The sequence below is a fragment of the Vibrio sp. V33_P6A3T137 genome, from assembly GCF_009904835.1.
Classification (GTDB): domain Bacteria; phylum Pseudomonadota; class Gammaproteobacteria; order Enterobacterales; family Vibrionaceae; genus Vibrio; species Vibrio metschnikovii.
The window spans coordinates 1-24,590 of record NZ_WXWK01000023.1 but is presented as its reverse complement, the minus strand read 5'-3'; the positions used below and the strand labels follow the sequence as shown (position 1 = coordinate 24,590).

Here is a 24,590-nt window from a genome sequence, read left to right as displayed (position 1 = left end):
TCCTAACCAAGACTCTCAAAAGGAAAAACGCCCGCGAAGAGCGGGCTTGCTAGCATGGCATCCATGACCTTGAGTTTGACAGATCCGATTTGTGCTGTAGTAGACACTCGGAATTTATTCGATCATTTAGCCTGATACATCTTAACTAACCCAGTAAAAACATGGAGTGACCTAGCGTTTATTTCTTAACCTTAACTCAAAAAGATGCCGTATTATCGACAGAAACGGCACAGTGATGAGTGAACAACGCCAGTATCATCGCCGCCCAAAGGCGGCTACTCCGGTTTATTATTGGCTCGCTTTCGCGCGAATCTGGGTCAATTTAGTCGCAATACGATTAACATCGTCGCGGGCAAAGATCTCATCCAAGTTCATCGATAGCTTACGACGCCAGTTTGGATACTCATTCACCGTCCCAGGAATATTGACGGGCTTATCCATTTCCAGCCAATCTTCTAACTGAACGCTGAGTAACGCGGAAGAACCCGCCGCAACGTGCAGTTGCAATGCTTCACTTAAGTAAGAGTCCATAGGAACTAACTGAGCATCACGTCCAATGCTTGCTGGTAAGTAACCGTGCCAATCAACCGAATTCAGTATGCCTTGCTTACACTTCAAACGATCCGTAAACAGCTCTTGCAGTTGCGCTTCATCAGGATACAAACCAATCTCGCGGCCCATTTTCAAATCATCACAGTGCCAAAAACCACGTAACGTTGGCATATCATGAGTACATAAGGCCGCCATCGATTGCTCGGCATAATGAGTCGGAGAAATAAACCCACCGTCTTCTTTTGAAGTTTCAAAGAAAAAGACTTTGTAAGAGTGCACCCCTGCATCGCGCAGCAATGCGACAATTTCATTAGGAACGGTACCCAAATCTTCACCGATCACGCTACACTGGTGACGGTGCGATTCGAGCGCCAAAATAGCCAGCATATCTTTCACTGGATAATAAATGTAAGCCCCTTGAGTGGCATTTTCACCTTTCGGGATCCACCATAAACGCAGCAAGCCCAGCACATGGTCAATCCGTAACGCACCACAATGTTTCATGTTGGCACGGAGCAGCTTGATGTAAGCATCGTAAGCCGTGGCGTGTAAGGTTTGTGGATTAAGTGGCGGCAAGCCCCAATTTTGCCCCAAAGGACCCAGCACATCCGGTGGCGCGCCAATACTGGCATCCAAGACTAAGCTGCCGTTATCCGCCCATGTTTCAGCGCCAGAGTCAGCGACTCCCACGGCGAGATCGCGATATAAACCAACCGCCATGCCTTTTTCATCAGCTAACGCTTGTACTTCATTAATTTGTGTATCGGCGACCCATTGCAAATACATATAAAGATGAACACGCTCACGATGTTCCTCAATGTACTTTTGCACCGCCGCATTATCAAAGTGACGGTATTTTTCAGGGAAAACTGGCCACCCCCACACTTGGTTATCTTGTGCATGCAAATCCGTGTGCAATGCATCGAATGCGGCTTGGTGAACCAGACTTTCGCCACCTTGCTCAACAAAAGCTAAGAAGGCACGCGCGCGATCGGTATTATTATCCAAATGGCGGCGCTTAAACTCATTAAACAGTAACGGCAAGACACTCATTTTAAGCTCGGCCACTTCGGTATAATTGACCCAGTGAGTTTCACGAACTTTTTGCAAACGTTGCTGAAAATCCTGACTACCGACTTGTTGCTGAGCTTCAGCACTGAGTGCAAACTCAGGTACCGAGCTAACATCGATATACAGGATATTTAGCCAGCGACGTGAAGAAGGGCTATAAGGGCTGGCCCCTTCAGGGTTAGCAGGAAATAGAGAATGAATCGGGTTTAAACCCACAAAATCACCGCCACGCGAAGCGATATCCGCCACTAGCTGCTTGAGATCGCCAAAATCGCCCATCCCCCAGTTGTGTTGGGTACGTAAGGTGTAGAGTTGAATGCTTGGTCCCCACAGTTTTTTACCTTGAACCAAAGCCGGTTGCTTAAAACACGCTCGCGGCGTGATGATCAGCGTCATCGTATACGGTGCTTTGCGCCGCTTACGAGTAACCAATAAAGTATGATATCCCCACGCCAAACCGCTTGGCAACGCAAACACTAAAGGGCCACCCTCTGCACGCTCATCACGAACAATTTGTGATTGAAGATAGCCTTCAAGTACTTCTCCCTGCTCGGTTTCTATCCGCCAATTAAATTCACTTTCCCGAGCGCTGACACCTAGGTAGAGTGGAACTTCAACCGCATCCCCTTCTGAGATCACCAATACAGGATCCAAGACATCTTTTTTATGTTTTTTCTGAGCTGACGCTAATAACGTTTGATCATTAGTTGTATCGTAACCCAAAGACGCCAAAAGACGACGAATAGTGTCGTCTGAAACGGTGGCCTCGTCTCCCCAAGCGCTGACATAGCTATCGGCAATTCTTGCCATCTCTGCGACTTGTTTTAATGCATTATGTTCTTTCATCGCTTTCTCCGAAGGGACTGCTTACCCCTCAAAAATCATGTAGGGTGTATAAGAAAAGAGTTATCCAGCCAAGAGTTTCCTTGGCTGGATAGTCGGTTAATTAGCGTTTAACCGCTTTTAATTTCCAAATATTATTCACGTAATCTCGAATACTACGGTCTGAGCTGAACTTACCCACCAGCGCGGTATTCAAAATGGCTTTTTTCGCCCAGCCAGCTTGATCACGATATTGCTTGTCCATCGCTTCATGAGCTTGAATGTAAGAAGCGAAATCGGCCAGTACGAGGTAAGGGTCTCCGCCATCCAGTAAACTGTCATAAGTCGCGCGCAGCTGTCCCGGAGCACCTGGTGTAAACTCATCGCCCAGCAGTAAATCCATTGACGCTTTCAACAGTGGATCGGCTTGATAATAATCGTAAGGGTTGTAGCCGCGTGCTTTCAAAGATTCAACGCCATCGACATCCAAACCAAAGATGTAGATATTCTCATCACCAACTTCTTCACGAATTTCTACGTTTGCGCCATCCATCGTACCGATGGTTAACGCACCATTCAGTGCCATTTTCATATTACCGGTACCTGATGCTTCTTTACCCGCGGTAGAGATTTGCTCAGACACATCCGCTGCCGGAATAATGATTTCCGCCATGCTGACGCGATAATCAGGAATAAATACCACTTTAAGTTTGTTATTCACACGAGGATCGTTATTCACTTTCTCCGCAATCTTGTTCAGCGCGTAAATAATTTCTTTAGCAAGGTGATAGCCCGGCGCCGCTTTCGCAGCAAAGAACACCACGCGTGGCTGCATATCAAATTTTGGATCGTTCAATAAGCGATGATAGAGCGAAAGAATGTGCAACATATTCAGATGCTGACGTTTGTATTCGTGTAAACGTTTGATCTGCACATCAAAGATAGCGTTGGTATCAAGCTCAATACCCATATTGTCGCTTACCCAATCAGCCAAACGTTGTTTATTGGCTTTCTTAACGGCCATAAACTGCTTTTGGAACGCTTTATCATCAGCATACTTGGCAATCTCTTTAAGCTGATCTAAATCCGCAGGCCATTGGTCACCAATCTTCTCGGTGATCAATGCGGTTAATCCTGGGTTACAGAATTTTAACCAGCGGCGAGGGGTCACCCCATTTGTCACGTTTTGGATCTTACCAGGGTAAAGCTCAACGAATTCGGGAAACAGATCTCGTTGCACTAACGCAGAGTGTAAGGCAGCAACACCATTGACGGCATACGACCCGACAACACACAAGTTAGCCATACGCACCATGCGGTGGAAACCTTCTTGAATGATCGATAATTTTTGCTGTTTGGTTACATCACCAGGCCATTTAGCACGAACGTCTTGTAAGAAGCGATGGTTGATCTCGTAAATGATCTCCATATGACGAGGTAACAAGCGTTGGATTAACGATTCACTCCACGTTTCTAAGGCTTCTGGTAATAACGTATGGTTAGTGTAAGCAAAGGTTTTTGAACTGATTTCCCATGCCGCTTCCCAAGTCAAATCATGCTCATCAATGAAAATACGCATTAATTCAGGAATGGCGATGGTTGGATGGGTATCATTTAACTGAATGGTTTCATATTTTGGTAAGTCTTGTAGCGAGAAACCAGCCGCTTGATGACGACGCAAAATATCACGCACTGAAGCCGCACTGTGGAAATATTGCTGCATCAAACGTAGCGTTTTGCCTTTTTCGTGGTTGTCATTAGGATAAAGTACTTTGGTGATATTACCCGCATCAATCAGCGCGTGCTGCGCTTCAAAATAGTTACCATTATTAAAGCTCTCTAATGAGAACGGTGCAATGGCACGACATTCCCAAAGACGCAACGGGTAAACGGTTTCACTCTGGTAGCCCACAATAGGCAGATCCCACGGCATCGCTTGTACCAACATGCCCGGTACCCAGCGGCGCTTCTCTTTACCTTGATCGAGATACACTTCCACATGGCCATAAAAACCAATTTCTTGTTTAATATCGGGACGAGCCACTTCCCATGGATAGCCCTCAATTCCACACCAAGCATCTGGCGCTTCTTTTTGATGTCCATCCTCAAACGATTGTTTAAACAAACCGTACTCATAATGCAAACCATAGCCGACGGTTGGATACTCTTGCGCAGCGCATGAATCCATAAAACAAGCCGCTAAACGACCTAAACCGCCATTACCTAATGACGGATCGCGTTCTTCCTCTAGTAAATCAGTCAGGTTCTGTCCAAGTTCACTCATTGCTTGGCCAACCTGCTCATACAAGCCCATGCTGATCAGGTTATTGCCTGTTAGTCGGCCAATTAAGAATTCAAGTGAAAGGTAGTTAACACTTTTCGCGTTAACAATTCGTGGGTCTTGCTCTGTTTCAAGTAGATCAAACGTGGTCAATTCCGCTAGCGCTTGACCCATTGCTAAATACCATACTCGGCTAGAAGCATGTTCAATCGTCGTCGCATAGGTCGCGGTAAGGTGGCGTTTCACGTTTGCTTGAAATAATGCTTTATCAAAAGTTTTCTGTTGCGTAGGTTTCATTGAGAAATCTCACTTTTCGGTTTTAATCCATCTGTGGTCTATCGTGCATTGCCTCTTCCCGCAAAACATCCTCCCACTGAAATGGCAAATTAGGATGAGAAGCAAGGGCGTAGATGCAGCGATAGCCTCGTAGAGGTGATCTGTCTCTCATCGATCAAACAGAGAAACAAACGATGAGTGATAACGATCACAGCAACGCGTTTAGTGAGCATAGTGGTCTCTTTTTACAAAACCCGGACAGCTAGATAAACATTTACTCAAAATGCAACAATGATCACATGACATTATTTTCTGTTGCTTAATTTGCAGCGTATCTCGTGTACAAGTGATAAATATCAGGGTCATTCACCTCACCAATGAGTGACAAGCATCACATAATGGGGGCGTAGTTAGTGAAGAACTGTGAATTTGGCAAGAAAGTCGTCTGGGATCAATAACAGTCTGCGGCAAGTTCCAGTAACATCGCTGTCATTAACGATGACGGGACAAATATCATGTGGATTCCATCGAAATTAACTCGCCCAGGACGGCTACACAACGCGATTGTCCGTCCGCGCGTTTTAGAACTCCTGCAAAAGGCCCCTTGTTATAAGTTGGTCCTTTTCCGCTCTCCAGCGGGTTATGGCAAAACCACCATGGCCGCTCAATGGCTTGCCGATAAACCGAATGTCGGCTGGTACAGTATTGATGAAAGTGATAATGATCCTTTTCGCTTCATGAATTACTTACTGCAAGCGATGAATAAAGCGACTCAACAAAGCTGCCCTAATGCGCAAAAATTGGCAGAACGACGCCAATTTTCATCGCCCCACTCACTGTTTAGCGAAGTTTTTGCTGAGATTTCTCAGTTTGATCAAGAATGCTTTGTCGTGCTGGATGATTATCATCTGATCAGTGATGATGAGATTCACGAAGCGATGCGCTTTTTCCTGAAACATATGCCAGATAATCTCACCCTAGTCGTCACCAGCCGCATGACACCGCCGCTGGGCACAGCGAATCTGCGTGTACGTGATTTAATGATAGAGATAGGTAATGAGTTGCTGGCGTTTGATACCGAAGAGACCACGCGTTTTTTCAACCAGCGTGTCGTGGAAGGTATTGATGACGTCACCGCCCTCAACCTGCGTAATTATGTTGAAGGTTGGCCTTCAGCATTACAACTTATCGCCTTACAAGCACAACATCAAAAGCGCACCTTAGCCCAGTCGGTTGAATCGGTCGCTCATTTTAACCATGCCCATTTATGGGATTACTTAGTTGAAGAAGTGTTTGATTTACTGGATAAAGAAACACGCCACTTTCTGATGCAGTGCTCGGTATTGGATCACTTTAACGACAGCTTAGTCAGCGCCTTAACACAACGAGACGATGCCCTAAGTATGATTGAATCACTCAATCGGTATGGTCTGTTTATCTATCCGTTAGAAGGTGATCACAACTGGTATCGCTTTCATAATTTATTTGCTGAATTTCTTGCCCATCAACGCATGGCACGGATCCCTCAGCAAGAGCAAGAATTACATCGCTCCGCCGCGCGCGCCTGGCTTGAAGCCTCTACCCCACATCAAGCCTTACGTCATGCTAACTTAGCGCAGGATACCGATCTTTTAGCGAGTATTTTGACTCAACATGGTTGGAAAATGTTCAACCAAGGTGAGCTTAATGTCCTTGAGTCGGCCATTAATCTCCTCGCGCCACAACAGCTTTATAAAGAACCCAAACTCTGTTTACTGCAAGCTTGGTTGGCACAAAGCCAACATCGCTACGATACCGTGGGCGCGATGCTTGAACAGGCAGAACAAGAGATGCAAGCGCTAAACGTCGAACTCAGTAGTAAACAGCAAGGTGAGTTTAATGCGCTATTGGCTCAAGTCGCGATCAACAAAAATGAGCCCGAGAAAGCCTTAACCCTCGCTGAACTGGCATTAAGCCAATTAGACAGCACCGTATATCGAAGCCGCATTGTTGCTACGTCGGTTGTCGGAGAAGTGAACCACGTTCTTGGTCACCTCAGTCGTGCGCTATCAATGATGCAACAAACCGAAAAACTGGCACGGCAATATCAAGTCTACCATCAAGCGCTCTGGGCCTTATTGCAACAGAGCGAAATCTTAATTGCTCAGGGCTACGTGCAAGCGGCTTTCGAAGTGCAAGATAACGCCTTCAAGCTGGTGGAGGAGCAGCATTTACACCAAGTTCCCTTACATGAGTTTTTACTGCGTATTCGCGCCCAAATTCTCTGGTGTTGGAATCGTTTAGATGAAGCAGAAGAGTGTGCCCACAAGGGGTTAGAAGTGCTTGGTCAACATTCACCGAGTCAACATTTACACAGTTATTCAATGTTGGCACGTATCGCGGTTGGCCGTGGAGAACTGGATAAAGCCGGGCGTTATATCGAGCAAGTCCATCACCTGATCAAACAATCACAGTATCATGTCGACTGGACGGCGAACGCCTCATTATCGTTATTATTGTATTGGCAAGCTCGTGGGGATAAAACCGCGATAGAACATTGGTTGACCACTACCCATCGACCAGAAAAAGCTTATAACCATTTCTTCCAACTGCAATGGCGCAATATTGCTCGCGCACAAATTTGCCTCGAACAGTATCCGGAAGCGAAACAAACCTTAGCATTTTTACAACAGCAAGCGAGTGAGTACCAACTACTGACCGACTTAAATCGCAACTTAATTGTTGAAGCCACGCTCGCCGCGCTCGGCAATGATGATGAACTCGCTCGTGATAAGCTCAAAGAGGCTCTACGCCTCACCAATCAAACGGGCATGGTGGGTAATTTCCTGATCGATGGACAAAAAATTGGCCATTTACTGGAAAAAATGGTTCACCGCGGAGAATTAGGCGATCTAGAGCGCCATCGCGCCCAGCTATTGATTAAGGAGATATCAACCTCTCAGCGCAGCCGCTCCATTCATTTTGATGAAGAATTTGTCGAAAAGCTGATTAACCATCCCAATATCCCTGAGCTGGTTAGAACCAGTCCGCTCACTCAACGTGAGTGGCAAGTGCTTGGGTTAATTTATTCAGGCTTTAGTAATGAGCAGATTGCTCAAGAGCTTGATGTGGCAGGGACGACCATCAAAACGCATATTCGTAACCTGTATCAAAAGCTGAATATCGCCAACCGTAAGGAAGCGATGCATACCGCAGAAAACTTATTACAGTTAATGGGATATTAAAATATCTCGAACCTCGGCCTACTGATTGGATTATAACAAGTAGGCCGACCGTCGATTAAAATGGTTTAGGCGCAAAACCAGTCATCACTTCGACCCGTAAGGCTTTACCAATTTTGGTGGTAGGATGAACAATAACCAGCCCTTTAACGGATTTTTTCAGCTTCCCTAAATCGGCCTGCTCTTCTTTAGTCAACTCACGATAAAACGGCATATCCGCCAGCATTTTGCGCTCTTTGTTTAGCTCATATTCTGCTTTGTTCTTCAAACTATTAATTTGTTTGGTCAACTGATCAACTTCATCCGTAAACTTACTCACCATAGCGCTGTCACCGCGAGTCTTGGCCGATTCTAACTTATGAGAACAAGTATCAAGGCGGCTGTGTAATTTTTGCAGATCGTTTTTTAAACTCATGGGGCTTAAGGCTCTTACCGATAAATGGGCACGGATTATAGCATAGGAGAGGCAGAGTGTTGAAACACAAAAACATCGATTCTTGCTCTTGGATTGCTCTCACCGTATAGCGTTGTGAACATCAGATGACCACAAAGTCCGGCTTCTTGAGCAAGTGATATCGAGTCGCCGCTCTTTGATAACCATAAAAATGTGAGACACCACATAGTAATCTTTCATTCACCGTTAAATATCTGCACTAGTATTATGGTAATAGCCTGCATCGCTGACAATGATATCGATAAGATAACCAATCATTCTTACGCCACGAAATGATCAAGCAGGCAAAATGGTCTCAGTTGGTTTGAACTTAATTATCATGAAAGATGGAAAACACCATGAATCTAACCATACGCCAGCGCCTCTATATCTTGTCGATTGTACCTTTATTACTGATTGCCTTAAGTATGATCTATTCAACCTTCGCAGAAACGCGCAGTTTGACTCAAGGGCAGATGAATAACACTCGCCTTGCGATGATGGAGATGAAAAAAACCGAGCTGAAATCCTATTTGGAGATTTCGCGTACCGCAATCGAGCCATTACTGCGTCGTCAAGCGCCTTTAGAGGAAGCTCTGACCATCTTACGAGAGATTCGCTTTGGACTTGATGGTTATATTTTTGGTTATGACAGCAAGGGAACTCGCCTTCTCCTTGGTCAGAGCAAAGCTGGATTAGGCGATAACTTCATCAATATGACCGATGCCCAAGGTAACTTTTTAATTCGAGATATCATTAATAACGCGAGAAAAGATGAATTTTCCATCTACTATTTTCCAAAGCCCGGGGAATCCGTTCCTTTACCTAAACTCAGCTACTCGATTTATATTCCTCAATGGGATTTAACCATAGGTACTGGGTTTTATACCGATGATGTCGATGCAGAAATTGCTGCCATGGAAAAACGAGCTCAGCAACAACTGACTCAAAGCCTTTGGACATTAACGACGATTGCCACTGTTATTGTCATTATTGTCGGAGTCATGGCGCTATTCTTAAACCGCAGCATTATGCGCCCACTGGATATGCTGGATGACTCGATTCGCTCTTTTGCCAGTGGCGATGCCGATCTCACCGCTCGGATGGAAAGCTTCACCATTCCAGAATTTGCCCGCCTAAGCAGTAATTTCAATGCTTTTGTGGCCAGCCTGCAAGGGATCATCCAACGCGTCCATCAACTTGGACAACAAGTGGTTGCAGAAACCGATACCATGACGCAACGCGCAGCTCAAGTAGATATTATTGCTACAGGGCAGCGCGAAGAGACCGAGCAAGTCGCCACCGCGATGACTGAAATGACAACGACCGCTCAAGAGATCTCGAATAATGCTAATCAAGCAGCCAATTCGGCCAAACAAGCGGAAGATAATGCTCAAGAAGCGCATAAAATTGTTGAATCTGCGGCTTGTTCGGTAGAAGCCTTAGCCAAAGAGGTCGCCGAAGCCAGTACCGTGATTTCTAAACTCGAAGGCGATGTCAAAAATATTTCCAGCTCTTTAGTGGTTATTCAAGATATTGCTGAACAAACCAATTTACTGGCATTGAACGCCGCGATTGAAGCCGCACGAGCTGGCGATCAAGGCAGAGGCTTTGCGGTGGTCGCCGATGAAGTACGCAAATTGGCCAGCCGTACTCAAGACAGTACGGAAGACATCCATAACATGATTCAGCAGTTAAAATCTGCTTCAGACAATGCAGTGAAAGCGATGGACTCCAGTCAACACCGCAGCACATCGACGGTCAAAGAAGCCAGCGAAGCAGCAAAAGCACTGGAAAGCATTCAGCAATCGATCGGTGTGATCATGGATATGAACTCATTAATTGCCACCGCGACTGAAGAACAAAGTATTGTTGGCCAAGAAATCTCCGAACGGATTGTGGTCATTTCTGACCAAAGTAGTCAGTCTGCCGATCTGGCTAATGAAAACAAAGCCAGTAGCCAAGATCTTAATGGCCGTGCGCATGAGCTGTATAACTTGGTCGGGCGCTTTAAAGTTTAAGGTGTTTACAGTGTAAATTACTGACTCTGATCATCACTGAGTCACAAACCGTCAGCGATAACCAAACGGCTAAGCGTTGCAGATAAGCAACCAGTGAGTGAATCTCCAATCACCTTGATAAGCAAGGTGATTGGATTCAGAGTCTTTGACCAAAACTGATATCGCTTCATTAAGAATGCCTATCTTGATAATTAAACGTTGCAACCGTCGAGTTGAGAAAGGGAACAATAAAAAGCGAATAACGTGTCGACTCTTATAGACAAAGTTGGCTAATTTCGATTAATGGCTCAGGTAATACCCGATAGACATGGGAACAGCGTCCGATTAGAACCATTGGGAGTATTATTGTGCAACATTCCGTACTCATCGTTGAAGACAGTCGAGCTTATCGAAATTACTTAACTGCCCTTCTTTCAAAACTAGAAGTAGAGTTGATGATTGCTGATGACTACCAATCGGCACGTCGTTTACTCGACGCTCCAGAGTCGACCAATATACTCTGTGCGGTATTAGATTACTGTTTACCCGATGCGCAAGATGGAGAAATCGTCGATCTGCTGATCGAAAAAAACATCCCTAGCATTGTTCTCACTGCTCATGTAAATGAAGACATTCGTCAACGGCTCGTCAACAAAGGGATACTCGATTACATCCTTAAAGACAGCGTTGCATCTGTCGCGTATTTAGCGCCACTCATTGATCGCTTGATTAACAACTTAACCCATACCGCTTTAGTGGTTGATGATTCGGTGATGGTACGGCGTCATATGTGTCAATTATTACAGCGTTGTTATATTCATTGTTTAGAAGCCGAGAATGGTCAACAAGGCTTAGAAATACTGAAACAGCATCCACAAATCACGCTCGTGATTGTCGATCATGATATGCCGATTAAAAATGGCGTCACGATGATCCAAGAAACTCTAGCCTTGTACCCACGCCATAAATTTATGCTGCTTGGGGTTTCGGCAAGTAATGATCGCTCTATTACCTCACAATTTCTTAAAGCCGGAGCAAATGATTTTCTGCATAAACCCTTTAATCAAGATGAGTTCTATTGTCGGGTGAATAATTTATTAAATTTAAAGGATTCTAACGATCGGATGTTCTATCTGGCCAATAAAGATGTATTAACTGGATTGTGGAATCGACGCTTCTTTTTTGACCATATTTATACAACGAAAAACCTGATCAGTATTGCGATGCTAGACCTGGATCATTTTAAAAAAGTGAATGACTTATACGGTCATGCCATGGGAGATCAAGTCCTACAATCTGTTGCTCAATGTATGCAAGACATTTTTAATCATGAAGATAACGAACTGGTAGCACGTTTTGGTGGTGAAGAATTTTGTCTCTATTCTAAACAAACGTTTCCGATAGTCATTGAGAAGCTCGAACAACTCATCAAGCAAGTAGCGAGTTTATCCTTTAGCCATAATCAACACACCTTCTCAGTCACGATCAGTGTTGGGCTATTTTGTGGCTATCAAGATATTTCCACCTTGGTGAATCGAGCAGATGACATGTTGTATGAAGCCAAGCGACGAGGAAGAAATCAATTGATCTACAAGCCGCCTCACTTAACGACCTAACAAAGTCACGGTGACAATCAAGCATGGTCAAGGTTAACGTTAAGATAACCTTCTCAGCTTATGGTTTAAAAACAAGTTAAATCCATAAGCTAAACATTAAAGAAATAAATCTCTTTCTTCTCTGCACTCATATTCGCCCATTTCAAAGGCACGACAAACCCAAGGGCGCAATTCATAGATAGTACACATAAAAGTTTCACGATCGAGCGCCGAGCACCATCCGTCATCCAAACGACGCATCGTTTCTCCGCCCCAGCGATCAACCGCGACGTGCTGCTTAGGAACTCCTGTGTCACTAATGAGCATGACTTCTAATCGGCAGCAACAAGCCTGACAAGTGGAACAGGTAATTGACGAAGATGGATCAGGATTGAGTTCGGTATGGATAGGAATTGATTTAGTCATAAAGGTCAATAATAAAGGCGATGAGCGCATCATACGCCAACTCGGTCAAGATAGCGAAAACCCTCTATCTGTTTAGGATAAAACGTTAAGACTCAGCCTAACGTCTGTAGAATGGACAGAACGTGATTACCATGGCAAGCGCTCTCCGTTATAAGCCAAAAACTGTCCTGTTTGCTGCAAATTCGCTTGAATGATTAACTCAACCAGATGCTGTGCAGCCTGCTCTGGCGTTAATAGCTTATCGGCGGGTACGTTGGCTTGAAAAGGCTTAGACAGCGGCGTATCGGTGGTCCCTGGATGTAGCGCTAAGACGACACCTCGTTTAATCGTGCGCTGCCACTCAATAGAGAGAGTTTTCAGCAGCATATTCAGTGCGGCTTTAGAGGCCCGATAGCTGTACCATCCGCCAAGACGGTTATCACTAATACTGCCCACTTTGGCAGAAATAGTCACAAACTTAGCAGCATCACTGGCTTTCATCAGCGGCGAAAAATACTTGGCCAATAACAGCGTAGGCAAGGTGTTAATGGTGATATTTTGCATAAAAAAATCACTATTCAATGCTTGCAAATTCTTCTCTGGACCCTGATCTTGAGCATGCAGCATACCTACCGCGTTAATTAACCAATCCAGTGTCGAAAAACGCTGACTGAATAAAGCAACGTCAGATTCTTGAGTAACATCCAACTGAGACCAAGTGACACGTTGAGAGGTGAAATCGGGGCATTGGCGATGATAAGTCGCATGAATATTCGCTTCAGGTAAAGTCAATAATAACTGCTTTACGATGGCTAAACCGATGCCACCATTTGCGCCAACCACCAAAATATCCATTATAACTCCTCCAGGTGACTAATGTAGTATTCTGCCGTCTGTAAGATATCCGATCGCTGCTGATCAGTCATGTTGTCCCATGAGCGATACAACATTCCAATACGGGGATTGACTGCTAAACGATCACGCTGCTGATGCATAAATCGCCAATAAAGGCTATTGAATGGACAGGAAGCCTTACCACTGCGGGCTTTATTATCATAGAAACAGGTCTTACAATAATCGCTCATTTTATTAATATAAGAACCGCTAGCCGCATACGGTTTAGTCCCGACGATGCCACCATCGGCAAATAAAGCCATTCCCCGTGTATTTGGCATCTCAACCCACTCAATGGCATCGACGTAAACACCTAAATACCAAGCATCGACTTCATCGGGATTGATTCCAGTTAATAAGCAGAAGTTTCCCGTCACCATCAGACGCTGAATGTGGTGTGCATAAGCAAAATCGAGTGATTGACCGATCGCTCGCTGCATACAATGCATTTTGGTTTTTGCCGTCCAAAAATAGCTAGGTAAGCGGGAGGTGGCCTGAAGTGCATTGAGCTGAGCATAGTGCGGCATGTTGGCCCAATAGATGCCACGTATGTACTCACGCCAGCCTAGGATTTGGCGAACAAAGCCTTCCACTTGGGCAAGATCGATCTGGCTCTCACGCTGATAAGCCGCAACCGCTGCATCAATCACTTCTTTAGGATGTAAGAGCTTACTGTTAAGAGCAAAGGACAATCGGCTATGATAAAGACTCCATTGCGCAGGATGCAGATGGGTCATCGCATCCTGAAATTGGCCAAAGCGTGGTAAACACACTTGGCAAAAATGAGCAAGCAATGTCAAACTCTGCGCGCGATTGATTGGCCAAAACAAATCGCCCTTTAAGTGCCCTATCGTTTGTATTCCATGTCGATTTAGGCGTGCAAGAACGTCCGATGGGTTATTTTTGAACAGCAAAGGTTCTGGTAACTGAGCAATATCTTGTGCTTTTAATTTATTGCGGTTACTGGCATCAAAATTCCATTGACCAGCAAGCGGTTTGCCATCTTCGATTAAAACCGTAAAACGTTGTCGCATCCGCCGATAAAAATGCTCCATCATTTTATGCTTGCCTTTAGGGAAATGTTGTTCAATCTCTTCAAACGGCAGCAAAAAGTGCTCGCTATCGACACAACCAATAACCGTATTAGCAAAACGTAAGTTTGCGAGCTGTGCGAGTAAACGATACTCATCAGGGCGCTGATACTCGAAGCTCATCGCTCCAGTCTGTTGTACGTAGTGCGCGATTAATTGTGGTAGATCACTAAAATTCTGTGTCTCATCGAGGGTCAGGTAAACGACTTGATGACCTTCTTCCTGCCTTGCTTTAGCAAATTCTTGCATCGCCAAAAAAAACGCGACGACTTTTTGGATGTGATGAGTCACATAGCCCGTTTCCTGATGAAGTTCAGCAATAATGTACAGTACATCATCATCCACTTTCTTAAACCAAGAGTGTTGAGCATTGAGCTGATCGCCTAATAATAATCGAACCGTTTTGAAATTCATGCCGTGATCAGATCCTTGCTTCAGAGATGGATAGGGTTAGCTAAACCTTTACGCGAATACAGAGAATAAGATCATTCACTGCTGTTGGATTAACCTTTTTATGATTAAAAATCGTCGTCACATCAGAATGTTACTGAATAGTTAACTATATTTTCGTTCATTTATTACTCACTTTAGTAAACAAACACTATTATCTATAGGTTGGTTAATAATAATAAATGAGGCTTATGTTATGTATTGGAAAACGCTATCAATTCGTCGCAGAATTAACTGGGTTCTATCCGTCATACTGGTGACTTGTACATTGATTGCCATGGGGCAACAGGCAATCCGCACATCAAATGATCAATTGAATGAGCTTAAGTCGCACACTCTGCCGAGTCAATTACGCGGACTCGCTTTTGAAATCAGTAATCAGCTACAACCGGCGATCACAGGATCGAATTTTCTTGCTCATCATTCAGGTTTGCTAGATTGGAGCGCGGAACAAAAATCCATTGCTAATCCCGCCGTAGCTCATCAGGCATTAGAAAATGCGATGACTCGACTCGGAGCAGACAATGCTTTTGCCGTCTTAGATAGCGCAGAAGGAAAATATATTTTTACTTATGATGGTCAGCATCGAGCCACTCGCCTTGCCGATTACCCCTTTAAAGATTTCTATCCCAACTTTCTCGGCAAAAACAAACCCATTGAATTGAACATGAACCAAGATCAAGTAGGTGGGCAATACGTTATTTTTATTAATTATCGCAGTACACAAGTCAATCCTCGAACCAATCAACCTTATGTGGTCGCCGGGTTAGGCTTCAACGTTAGTAGCTTGGTCAGTATGATCGAAAGCTTTAGGATAGGCTCTAATGGGCGAGCCATGCTGGCATCGAGCGACGGAAAAATCCAAGTCGCTCCCAAAGATTCTGTGTTAGCGAATCATACCAGCGGGCAACTGCAACAAGCCATTAGTGCGGGTAAAACCGCTCCCATTATTACTGAACTTACCGTCAACCAAGACGCTTATTTAATTGGATCTTATTGGTTAGCGGATTTAGACCGTTTTGTGGTTGTTGAAATACCCAAATCTCAAATTACCTCACCAATCATGGCTCAATTTATTCAATCGCTCCTGTTTACATTAATTTTTATCGCCGTTGCCTTAGTGATCATGCACTTTGTCGTTACGGCGTTAACTAAACCGATTCAACAACTAAGCAGTGAGATTGATCATATTGCCCAGCATCTTGATTTAAACCACAAAGTGAATATTTTTGATGGTGCAGAGGTAGCGAATTTATCGCAGAAAATTAACCTCTTTATTGAGCGGTTCAGAGATTCATTAAGTTCTGTTAATCAAACTGTAGCGGAATCGCAAGTGGCATTTTTACAATTGAAACATAACGCTAAAGAAACCAATCAAGCCACCGAGGAACAGCGTAGTGCTTTAGGAACCATTTCTCAGGCCAGTCAACATATTACCGAACGAACCGAAGAAGCGACACGACTCGCTAGCCATGCAGGCGAGCTTTCCGCACAAGGCAATAGCTCATTACAAAATGCCCTCTCTGCGATGCACAGCAGCCTTACCCATATAGAACAACTCGGTTCGAATATGGCAACCAGCCAGCAGAGTCTGCAACAGCTTAACAACCATATTGAAAATATTCTTCGCGTTCTCGAAGTGATTAGCTCTATTTCCGAGCAAACCAACTTGTTAGCGTTAAACGCGGCGATAGAAGCCGCAAGGGCAGGAGAACATGGTCGAGGATTTGCGGTCGTTGCTGATGAAGTGCGTTCGCTTTCCCAACGCACTAGTGAGTCTACCACCGAGATCCAAGACATCATCAACAAGCTTCGATCGGCGTCGAATTCAGTGACCACACAAATTGAAGTCGTGCATGAAAATAGCCAACACAGTTTGACCACTCATCATCAAGCAGTAAAAGACGTGCAAGCATTAAACACCACTCTACAAGCGCTCTTTTCAATGAACCAACAAATCGCTCAAGGTGCTGAAGAACAAAGTGCAGCGGTAGTAGAAATTAATCAAAGCATAGAAAATTTAAATGAACAAAGTAGCCGCACCGAACAACTGACCCAGCAAGGTGAACATTCGGTGATCGGCGTAGAAAAACAGATGACTCATTTAGCCGCTAAGATTAATCAGTTTAAGGGAATATAACCGGTTGATTCTTGCCGAAGCTCACTCGCTACGTCTTGCGATAAAGAGACGTAGCGAGTTGTTTCTCTTCCTAGAAAATGATCTACATCGGTGTGTAACCACGTAGCATCATATCGTAAATCGGTTTAATCACAGATTCTTTTACCTTCCAAGCAAAGCGACTGCTTTTTAGAGGGTCAACGACTTGAAACGGTAGCGCTGTCATTGGTTGGAGAGTGAAGTCAAACTCCCACAGCATTGCATGACCCACATCTAAGATCATCGGACATGACGTGTAACCATCCCATTTCGCCATTAATGGTTTATCTTTTATTAGTGCCGTTAAGTTTTGTGTCACCACCGGAATTTGCGTTTTAACAGACGCCGCCGTCTTACCGATTGGCGTTCCTACATTATCTCCCAAGCCAAAAATATTGCTGTAACGCTTATGCTGCATCGTATATTGATCGACCTCTAGGTAGCCCTTAAATTGCTCGTTATCTGCCAATGGTGATTCTCTGATGGTTTTTATGGCCGTCATAGGCGGAGCAACATGAATAAAGTCCCAATCAACGGTGTGTGTCGATTGGTCCGCTAATTGGAATGTGGCTTGTTTTCTACTCGTATCGACTGAGGTTAAGGTATGCTGAAAGTGTGAGTCAATGCTGCGTTGCTGCCAAATCTCACGTATCCGCTGGTCAAATACTTTAACTGAGAAAAGGAAATTCTCTGCTGTAAAATAGTCAAAAACAAATTTATCTCGATGACCTGCTTGGGCAACAAAGTATTCCACCAAGTTGGTCGCTTTCATTGGCGCTCCAGCGCATTTCATCGCCCCCTGCGGTCGAGTAAAGACGGCTTTACCACCTTGGCTATGGGCAAATGCTTGAGCTTGTTGATGACTAGCGATTCCGGCCTGCGGGCTGTAATAAATACTCGTTATCCCATTTTGGCCAATTTCTTGCGGATCAAACCCGTCAATTAAGTCATAACGAAGTTCAACACCCGTCGCGACAATCAAATAGTCGTAGTTCACTAACAGACCATTTTCAGTTACCACTTGATTTCGCTCAGGCCGATACTCAATTACTGAATCTTCAACCCAACGCACACTAGCATCAATAAAACGCTCATTGGGACTAATCACATCACTGACTTGTGTATAAGCACCGGCAAGTAATAACGTTTGGCCCGGTTGATACCAGTGGAAACCACGTGGTTCTATCACGGTGATCGTTGCGCCGTCCAAATAATGTCCCAATTGATTGGCAATACCAATACCGGCCGCTCCCCCTCCAACAATGACAATGTTAGCTTGAGTTTTGGTTTTATTTATCTGCCGATAACCAACTCCCACCGCACCTACTGCGCCAACCCCAACGCCTGCTTTAAGAAACGTCCTTCGTGAAATAGCCATAATGACTCCTAGGGTGTTCTCGCCCAACAATAATTTCTTTTATCGTCTAGCGAAATCATCGATCATGATTTCAAGCTCAAACACTTAAAGTCGGCGACCAGTGCAGTAATCTCACAATGATCAATCACAGCCATGGCTAAGCAGCAGCGTTAAGTAAAATGAGCGTCTAATGATTAAGAGGTTGCGTCCTTTTATCGAAATCGAATATAAGCAACCCCTTATAAAAGTAGTCAGTAGTTACTCTCAATACCAATGAGGATTGATTAAATTCGTAGACTCAGTCACACGCTTTCCAGTTTACAGTGTAAATTTCAATCCTCGTTTTATTGAAGGCTCAGTTTACACTGTAAATCACTCAATAACCGAGCGAGCTGCTGACGTAATACTTGCTCTGTTTGTTTACGTCCGGTAAAGCCATGAATGGCTGCACACTCTGTCCAGGTACGCTGTTGAATGACTTTTTCAATCAATAAATCTTCGATCACCATTGAGGATTGAAAAGCAGAATGAATGAGGAGTTTTTCAATCCATACTGCGACACTTTCATAATTCGCCCCACCCATACTGTAACGAGTCAATAAATCAACCGGCAACGTTATTCGCTTCTCGGTTTTAGCTTCGCTCAATAACAAACAAACCGTCTTTGCAGCTAAGTACTGCAAACTATCTTTCAACTCATAGAGCAAATGTGCTTGGAATTGCCGACGAGCTTGAGAGAGCCATTCAACGTGTCGAGCGTAGATCATCAGTAATGAAAAACAGCCACTCGCTTGATCACGTTGTGAACCTAACTTGATGCTATGAAAACCATTGCGTTGCCAAAAATGGATAAGCTCCGGCGTAGCACCAAAGCTGGTAGCAACATAATCACAAGGATGGTGTTCAATAAAGTGAGTCAGTAACTGGCTGCCAATACCCAAATGTTGTCGCTGGGGATGAACCGCTATTCGCATCACTCGCCAACATTGCTGCTGCGCTGCCTGCGTTATTCCCATCTGATTGGCTAATGTAATCGGGGCAAGATGCCCCCGAGGACGACGCTGACCCAACTGAATCGATTCAATTAACTCTTGGTCCAATCCGCCCTCTTGCACCGCTAAGAGACACCCAACCAGACACTGCTGATAGCTAGCAACGTAGAGCGTTAATTTTTCGTCACTCAACAAATGGAAAAGATCATTCGGCGAAGTTTGATAATGGGCATTAACCAATAAACCAAACGCCTCTTTTAACAAACCCGGTGACGCCAATAACTCGGTTTTCGATACACTAAAATAATCGATATTATCGAGCGTGATCGCTGCTAAATCCGACCGTAAATCATAATTGAGGAGAAAGGTCTCTCGATGCCAAGTCTCTAGAGGGTCTTGCGCAGCCCAGCGAATAGGTTGCTCCAAATGTAGACAATGCGTTTGTGGTCGATGCTGTGCTAACCAGTGTTGAAATTTGAGCGTGAAACCTCGCCCACAACCTTCATAGCCATGAATAGTGGTCGAAAAGACCGCTCGATGATAACGCTCAACAAAACGATACAAAAACGGTAACGGCAGTGCTGCTGCCTCATCGACCAACAATAAATCACAGTCATGCTCATGTTGCTCCAGCTCATCTGGAGCAATAAACTGTAATTGAGAGGCTTGATAATCAATTTTATCTTTACTTACCTTGGCACCGGGTAAACCTTGCGCTGCAAAATAAAACACCGGAGTAATCGCCGATAAGCGTGGCGCTGTAATGATGATCTTGAGCGTTCGCGATTGCATTAATTTGGCAGCAGCGATACCTAAAGCGCTACTTTTGCCTCTACCGCGATCGGCGGTAAGTAATAATGGGCGCTTACGATGTCCAGTAACCACTCGAAGCATCGCCTCAACCGCTAATGCTTGTTCTTGGGTATGGCATGACTCAGGAACAAGGAAAGACTTAGGAAGGGCAGGAATATCGCTTTCGGTAACAATCAATAACTGCTCAAGTGCTCGAGTAAGCCAAATATTATCAGCGGCGGTAGGATTAACCTGATGACCGATAATAAACAGAAGCCCGCCACCAATTAACGTCCCTAAGGCAGCACTAAAACTATTAGCATCAAATCCTTGGCTAAAATCCGTGATCAATACATGACATTCTTGACCTAAAAGACGCTGTCCTTGGTTATACGCTAACGAAGAAGCGGCGAAAAACGGAACACCACCAAGTTGTACAACATGATGTTCCTCTACTGTTGCAAGCCATGCTTGAAGAACATGTCGACTCCATGGTAGTTCACCAGACAGATAAACGGCAAAGCGGTGATTACGCTGTTGTGCACAGCGTTGGAGAGATTGGAAGTAGTTAAGATAATCGGTCGTTAAAGTCGTCATACAGATTCACATTTCATCATGATTTGGCAATGGTAGCACAAAAGGTAAAGTGGATACGGTATCGGCATGCGCGACACAATAAACATCAATGCTAAGCCAAAGAATTGAGAAGGTTAAAATAATTGTTCTTAACGATAAATTATATTTGCTTTATTGAAACACCGATTTAACTAATTATGCATCTGAACACCAGCATTGGGCTGGACTTTAAGGAACGAAAATGCAATGAAATCTTTCATCAAAGGATTGGTCCTCGCAGCCGTCATTACTTCTGCTCAAGTGAGTGCGCAAGCACAAAGACTGAATGTTTACGCTTGGGGTGGCTACCTGCCAGAAAAATCACTCAAACAGTTTGAAGCACAAGAAGGCGTTTCGATCCATTATTCAACCTTCGAGAATAATGAATCCATGTACACTAGGCTCAAACTTCTTAAAGGCAGCGGATATGATGTGGTTTTTGCTTCCGCTTATTTTATTGAAAAAATGGCTCGTGAAGGGCTATTGAGCGAATTGGATCACGCACAAATTCCAAACATGAAAGATGCTATGCCATCGTTATTAGGTCAAGCGCATGATCTAAAGAACCAGTATTCTTTGCCCTACATTTGGGGCATTACTGGCCTTAGCTACAACGCTGCTTATTTGCCTAACGGAATTTCTCGCTGGGCCGATCTGTGGGACCCGAAATATGTCCGTCAAGTCATGCTGATTGATGATATGCGTGATGTATTTGGTATGGCACTGAAACTGAATGGATTTAGTATCAATACCCAAAACGAAGCAGAAATAGAAAAGGCTTATCAATCATTGGTTGCCTTAAAACGTAATGTATTGCTGTATAACTCTGATGCGCCGCATGTACCTTATGTTTCTGGCGAAGTCGCCCTAGGCATGCAGTGGAATGGCAACGCATTCCAAGGCCAAGAAGAGCTACCAGAGCTTACCTTCGTGATGCCTGAAGAAGGTGCTGTACTATGGATGGATAACTTTACTATTCCTTCCGGTAGTAATAATAAAGCACTAGCCCATAAATTTATTAATTTTATGTATCAAGCTGAGAATCAAGCCGAGATCGTAAACAGTTTAGGTTATGCATCCGTAACTCAATCAGGAAGAGCTTTATTAGCAGACGATTTACGTAATAATCCGTCGATTTTTCCTTCTGATGAAGAGATGCAAAAAGGTGAATTTATTAATGATGTAGGCCCAGAAGCGCTCGTTATTTATGAACGCTACTGGCAGCGTCTGCGTAATCAATAATCGTCCATACACTTAACATAAAAAAAGACAGCCCATAAAATGGGCTGTCTTTTTTTATGTTGAAAGAAAACGATACCGAGTTAACTAAGTTTCTTTTCGAGAAAGTCTAAAATCTCTTGAGCCAATTGGTCATCAACTTTTTGGATATTCAGCGTTAATAGCGGCCCTTTACGCTGATAGTTGACTCGGCCTTTGACCAGCTCAATTTTATTATTCAGCGTTTTTTTCGGTGGCGAAAGCTGCTCTATCCAAGATTCTATCGTTTCTGTGACCTCTTTGGTGATCCGAGTAACCCCTTGAGACTGACAGTGTTGCCAAACAAAGCCATTGGCTTGCTGACATTTATCCAACAACTCTTTTTGCTGATCAGGTGTTAATTCATTAAATTGCTTATGTAATTTAACGATGGTCGGTCGACCAAGTTCAACCACATTTGGGTAAGCTTGTAACAGGGCTAGAGGTAGTGAAGCCGCCTTTAGCGCTCCGCTGACTAACGCCTCACTGCACTGAAACATCTTAGCTAACGCTTTTTGATCTTCTGCTGCTCCACTATCAAGCTGAGCTTGCATTTCTTTGCCTTTTTCATACAGAGATAAGGGCTTATGTGCATTCGCTACATCAGACAAAAATTTAGCATGATCGCTAGTGATATTATCAGCGACATAAACTAAAAAATCTTGCTTGGCAATCAAACACGATTTACGACGGCGACTACCATCTAGGATCTCAATTTGTCCGTTCTCAAGCCGACGACCGACAGCCGGATATTGCTGCCCACGCTCACGTAACGTATTGAGAATATCGGCCAACGCATGTTCATTAAGGAACGATTGCTCACGCGCATTTTGAGTGAAAACAGAAGTGCGACTATCAATTTCTGAAGCCGGTATACGAATAAGTTCAAAAGTTACCATCGCTTCACCGGCAACGGTTAACTCAATGATCTGCGCTTGAGCTTTAGCGGCGGCTTGTGCCTCTTGCGGGGTAGAGGCCCGTCTTTTATCGGCTTTACCGAACAATTTAGCGTTCAGATCAGATGTTTTTATGGCCATGAATTACTTACCCCTGATTTAAAGAAAGCCAATGTGAATGCAAAACACGCTCTAGCTCAAGTGCGCTTTTTTGCACCGCGTCTTGCGCTGTGGCTAAGGTTTTTTTACCGCCCTCAAAATCACTCGTCGTTAAATCAAACACGGTACTGTAGGTATCGGCACAAGTTTCAAAAGCACGGCTGCGTGGAATAGTAGCCATCATCACTTGCTCGCCCAATAAATAGTTCATCTCGGTTAATACAGAAACTTGCTTTTTATTATCGTCTTCAAACATCGTTGGCATTAAACGAACAAACTCTAGCCCTTTCCAATCATCTGGAAACATTTCATAAACCGTTGGCAAATGCTGGAAAAAATTCACGGTTGATGCCCAGTCAAGACGTTTTGCTGCACAAGGGATCAGTAATGCATTTGATGCGTACATAGCGTTCCACACCAAAGGATCAACGTGTGGTCCAGTATCAATCATGATAATGTCAAATTCATCGGCAATTTTATCAATCAGCTTCTCTTTCAACAAACGAACAATGTCTAACGATTGATTTTTAGACAGTGATTGCCAAGCTTCAGCGTTAAACATGGCGTCTTCAGGGAAGGCTGAGATGGTTTTTAAATTCGGGTATTGGGTGGGCAGTAACACATTTTTTTTCAAAAATGCCGTATCTATCTCGGTCCCTTCGGGAAAATTATCGAGCATAATATCAACCGCAGAGTAGATATTACTGTGTTCTGCCAAACTAATTTGAGGATTCAAAAATAGACGTAAAGACCCTTGCGGATCTAAGTCAATCAAACAAATGCGATAACGCTTATCCAAATTTAGTGCTAAACAAGCCGCTAAATGCACCGCCGTCATCGACTTACCTGTTCCGCCTTTTTGGTTTTGAACATTAATGATCCAAGGCTTATTCTCAGTATTTTTTTTACGCTGGTGAAACTTCAATACACCAGCAGCATCCATAAGCATGTGTGCTTCAGCCAATGAAATCGAGTAATGGTTAGCATTATTTTTAGTGAATTGATGACCAGCGGCTTCTAGTTTAGCAATCGCTTCATCAAGTTTACGTCGTGTTAAGCCCGAACGTGTTTCCATCAATGCTTTTGACATCGGAGGGAAGTGCTCATCGCGACGTTCTTCTAATACAATCTCTATTCGATCTGCTTGCACTTGCTGAGTTTGCTCGGCGAGCCTGTAGAGATTTTCTATCGTTTGTTCTCTTTTCATAGCCATTCTCATCATCCGTTACTGACCACAATTGTACAGCAATAAACATACAATACAATAAAAAGG

Annotated in this window: 15 protein-coding genes; 5 read left to right on the top strand and 10 right to left on the bottom strand. The window is 44.1% G+C overall.

Going from position 1 to position 24,590, the window contains the following annotated elements; genetic code table 11:
* Positions 1-288: 288 nt before the first annotated feature.
* Together malQ and CAG60_RS01805 are read right to left on the bottom strand one after the other, a co-directional pair.
* Positions 289-2,469, bottom strand: a complete 2,181-nt coding sequence (malQ, locus tag CAG60_RS01810) for a 4-alpha-glucanotransferase (protein ID WP_161438142.1) — start codon at positions 2,467-2,469, stop codon at positions 289-291.
* 100 nt (positions 2,470-2,569) lie between these two features.
* Positions 2,570-5,023, bottom strand: coding sequence for a glycogen/starch/alpha-glucan phosphorylase (locus tag CAG60_RS01805; RefSeq protein ID WP_161438141.1), 2,454 nt, complete (start codon positions 5,021-5,023; stop codon positions 2,570-2,572).
* 494 nt (positions 5,024-5,517) lie between these two features.
* On the opposite strand from CAG60_RS01805, the gene malT reads away from it, so the two are divergent.
* Positions 5,518-8,226 carry an HTH-type transcriptional regulator MalT gene (gene malT / locus CAG60_RS01800; RefSeq protein ID WP_161438140.1) on the top strand — a complete coding sequence of 903 codons (2,709 nt, stop codon included), beginning with the start codon at positions 5,518-5,520 and terminating at the stop codon, positions 8,224-8,226.
* A 55-nt stretch (positions 8,227-8,281) separates the two neighbouring features.
* Here the strand turns inward: malT and CAG60_RS01795 are convergent, their stop codons facing one another.
* Positions 8,282-8,638, bottom strand: a complete 357-nt coding sequence (locus tag CAG60_RS01795) for a YibL family ribosome-associated protein (RefSeq protein WP_004396826.1) — start codon at positions 8,636-8,638, stop codon at positions 8,282-8,284.
* A 377-nt stretch (positions 8,639-9,015) separates the two neighbouring features.
* Here CAG60_RS01795 and CAG60_RS01790 point away from each other — a divergent pair, with 377 nt between their 5' ends.
* Positions 9,016-10,677 (top strand): methyl-accepting chemotaxis protein, encoded by a 1,662-nt coding sequence (locus tag CAG60_RS01790; RefSeq protein ID WP_161438139.1) that lies wholly within the window; start codon positions 9,016-9,018, stop codon positions 10,675-10,677.
* A gap of 347 nt (positions 10,678-11,024) precedes the next feature.
* Positions 11,025-12,272, top strand: coding sequence for a diguanylate cyclase domain-containing protein (locus CAG60_RS01785; RefSeq protein ID WP_161438138.1), 1,248 nt, complete (start codon positions 11,025-11,027; stop codon positions 12,270-12,272).
* Between the two features lie 96 nt (positions 12,273-12,368).
* Here CAG60_RS01785 and CAG60_RS01780 read toward each other — a convergent pair whose 3' ends face one another.
* The 3 genes from CAG60_RS01780 to CAG60_RS01770 all read right to left on the bottom strand — a co-directional run bounded on the left by CAG60_RS01780 (position 12,369) and on the right by CAG60_RS01770 (position 15,055).
* Positions 12,369-12,677, bottom strand: a complete 309-nt coding sequence (locus tag CAG60_RS01780) for a YkgJ family cysteine cluster protein (RefSeq protein WP_161424993.1) — start codon at positions 12,675-12,677, stop codon at positions 12,369-12,371.
* Between the two features lie 126 nt (positions 12,678-12,803).
* A complete protein-coding gene (locus CAG60_RS01775) occupies positions 12,804-13,511 on the bottom strand; it encodes an SDR family oxidoreductase (protein WP_161438137.1) in 708 nt (235 codons plus the stop codon).
* Entirely contained in the window at positions 13,511-15,055 is a 1,545-nt protein-coding gene (locus CAG60_RS01770) for a cryptochrome/photolyase family protein (RefSeq protein ID WP_161438136.1), read from the bottom strand. The genes CAG60_RS01775 and CAG60_RS01770 overlap by 1 nt, the downstream gene beginning before the upstream one ends.
* Positions 15,056-15,287: 232 nt before the next feature.
* On the opposite strand from CAG60_RS01770, the gene CAG60_RS01765 reads away from it, so the two are divergent.
* On the top strand, positions 15,288-17,231 hold the full coding sequence (locus CAG60_RS01765) for a methyl-accepting chemotaxis protein (RefSeq protein ID WP_004396831.1): 1,944 nt from the start codon (positions 15,288-15,290) through the stop codon (positions 17,229-17,231).
* Between the two features lie 82 nt (positions 17,232-17,313).
* On the opposite strand, the gene CAG60_RS01760 is transcribed toward CAG60_RS01765, so the two are convergent.
* Positions 17,314-18,627, bottom strand: coding sequence for an FAD-dependent oxidoreductase (locus tag CAG60_RS01760; protein ID WP_161438147.1), 1,314 nt, complete (start codon positions 18,625-18,627; stop codon positions 17,314-17,316).
* Between the two features lie 323 nt (positions 18,628-18,950).
* A complete protein-coding gene (locus CAG60_RS01755) occupies positions 18,951-20,987 on the bottom strand; it encodes a tRNA(Met) cytidine acetyltransferase TmcA (RefSeq protein WP_161424992.1) in 2,037 nt (678 codons plus the stop codon).
* Between the two features lie 225 nt (positions 20,988-21,212).
* Between CAG60_RS01755 and CAG60_RS01750 the strand changes: the two genes are divergently transcribed.
* Positions 21,213-22,247 (top strand): ABC transporter substrate-binding protein, encoded by a 1,035-nt coding sequence (locus CAG60_RS01750; protein WP_161438135.1) that lies wholly within the window; start codon positions 21,213-21,215, stop codon positions 22,245-22,247.
* 80 nt (positions 22,248-22,327) lie between these two features.
* On the opposite strand, the gene CAG60_RS01745 is transcribed toward CAG60_RS01750, so the two are convergent.
* Entirely contained in the window at positions 22,328-23,299 is a 972-nt protein-coding gene (locus tag CAG60_RS01745) for a ParB/RepB/Spo0J family partition protein (protein WP_004396835.1), read from the bottom strand.
* A 7-nt stretch (positions 23,300-23,306) separates the two neighbouring features.
* On the bottom strand, positions 23,307-24,524 hold the full coding sequence (locus CAG60_RS01740; protein WP_040905504.1) for a ParA family protein: 1,218 nt from the start codon (positions 24,522-24,524) through the stop codon (positions 23,307-23,309).
* Positions 24,525-24,590 lie beyond the last annotated feature (66 nt).

Bases quoted from the DNA above. Each gene is read 5' to 3' on its own strand.
- CAG60_RS01805 (WP_161438141.1), bottom strand. From the start codon at position 5,023: ATGAAACCTACGCAACAGAAAACTTTTGATAAAGCATTATTTCAAGCA.
- CAG60_RS01795 (WP_004396826.1), bottom strand. From the start codon at position 8,638: ATGAGTTTAAAAAACGATCTGCAAAAATTACACAGCCGCCTTGATACT.
- CAG60_RS01745 (WP_004396835.1), bottom strand. From the start codon at position 23,299: ATGGCCATAAAAACATCTGATCTGAACGCTAAATTGTTCGGTAAAGCC.
- CAG60_RS01750 (WP_161438135.1), top strand. From the start codon at position 21,213: ATGAAATCTTTCATCAAAGGATTGGTCCTCGCAGCCGTCATTACTTCT.
- CAG60_RS01760 (WP_161438147.1), bottom strand. From the start codon at position 18,627: ATGGCTATTTCACGAAGGACGTTTCTTAAAGCAGGCGTTGGGGTTGGC.
- malQ (WP_161438142.1), bottom strand. From the start codon at position 2,469: ATGAAAGAACATAATGCATTAAAACAAGTCGCAGAGATGGCAAGAATT.
- CAG60_RS01790 (WP_161438139.1), top strand. From the start codon at position 9,016: ATGAATCTAACCATACGCCAGCGCCTCTATATCTTGTCGATTGTACCT.
- CAG60_RS01765 (WP_004396831.1), top strand. From the start codon at position 15,288: ATGTATTGGAAAACGCTATCAATTCGTCGCAGAATTAACTGGGTTCTA.
- CAG60_RS01770 (WP_161438136.1), bottom strand. From the start codon at position 15,055: ATGAATTTCAAAACGGTTCGATTATTATTAGGCGATCAGCTCAATGCT.
- CAG60_RS01775 (WP_161438137.1), bottom strand. From the start codon at position 13,511: ATGGATATTTTGGTGGTTGGCGCAAATGGTGGCATCGGTTTAGCCATC.
- CAG60_RS01780 (WP_161424993.1), bottom strand. From the start codon at position 12,677: ATGACTAAATCAATTCCTATCCATACCGAACTCAATCCTGATCCATCT.
- CAG60_RS01755 (WP_161424992.1), bottom strand. From the start codon at position 20,987: ATGACGACTTTAACGACCGATTATCTTAACTACTTCCAATCTCTCCAA.
- malT (WP_161438140.1), top strand. From the start codon at position 5,518: ATGTGGATTCCATCGAAATTAACTCGCCCAGGACGGCTACACAACGCG.
- CAG60_RS01740 (WP_040905504.1), bottom strand. From the start codon at position 24,524: ATGAAAAGAGAACAAACGATAGAAAATCTCTACAGGCTCGCCGAGCAA.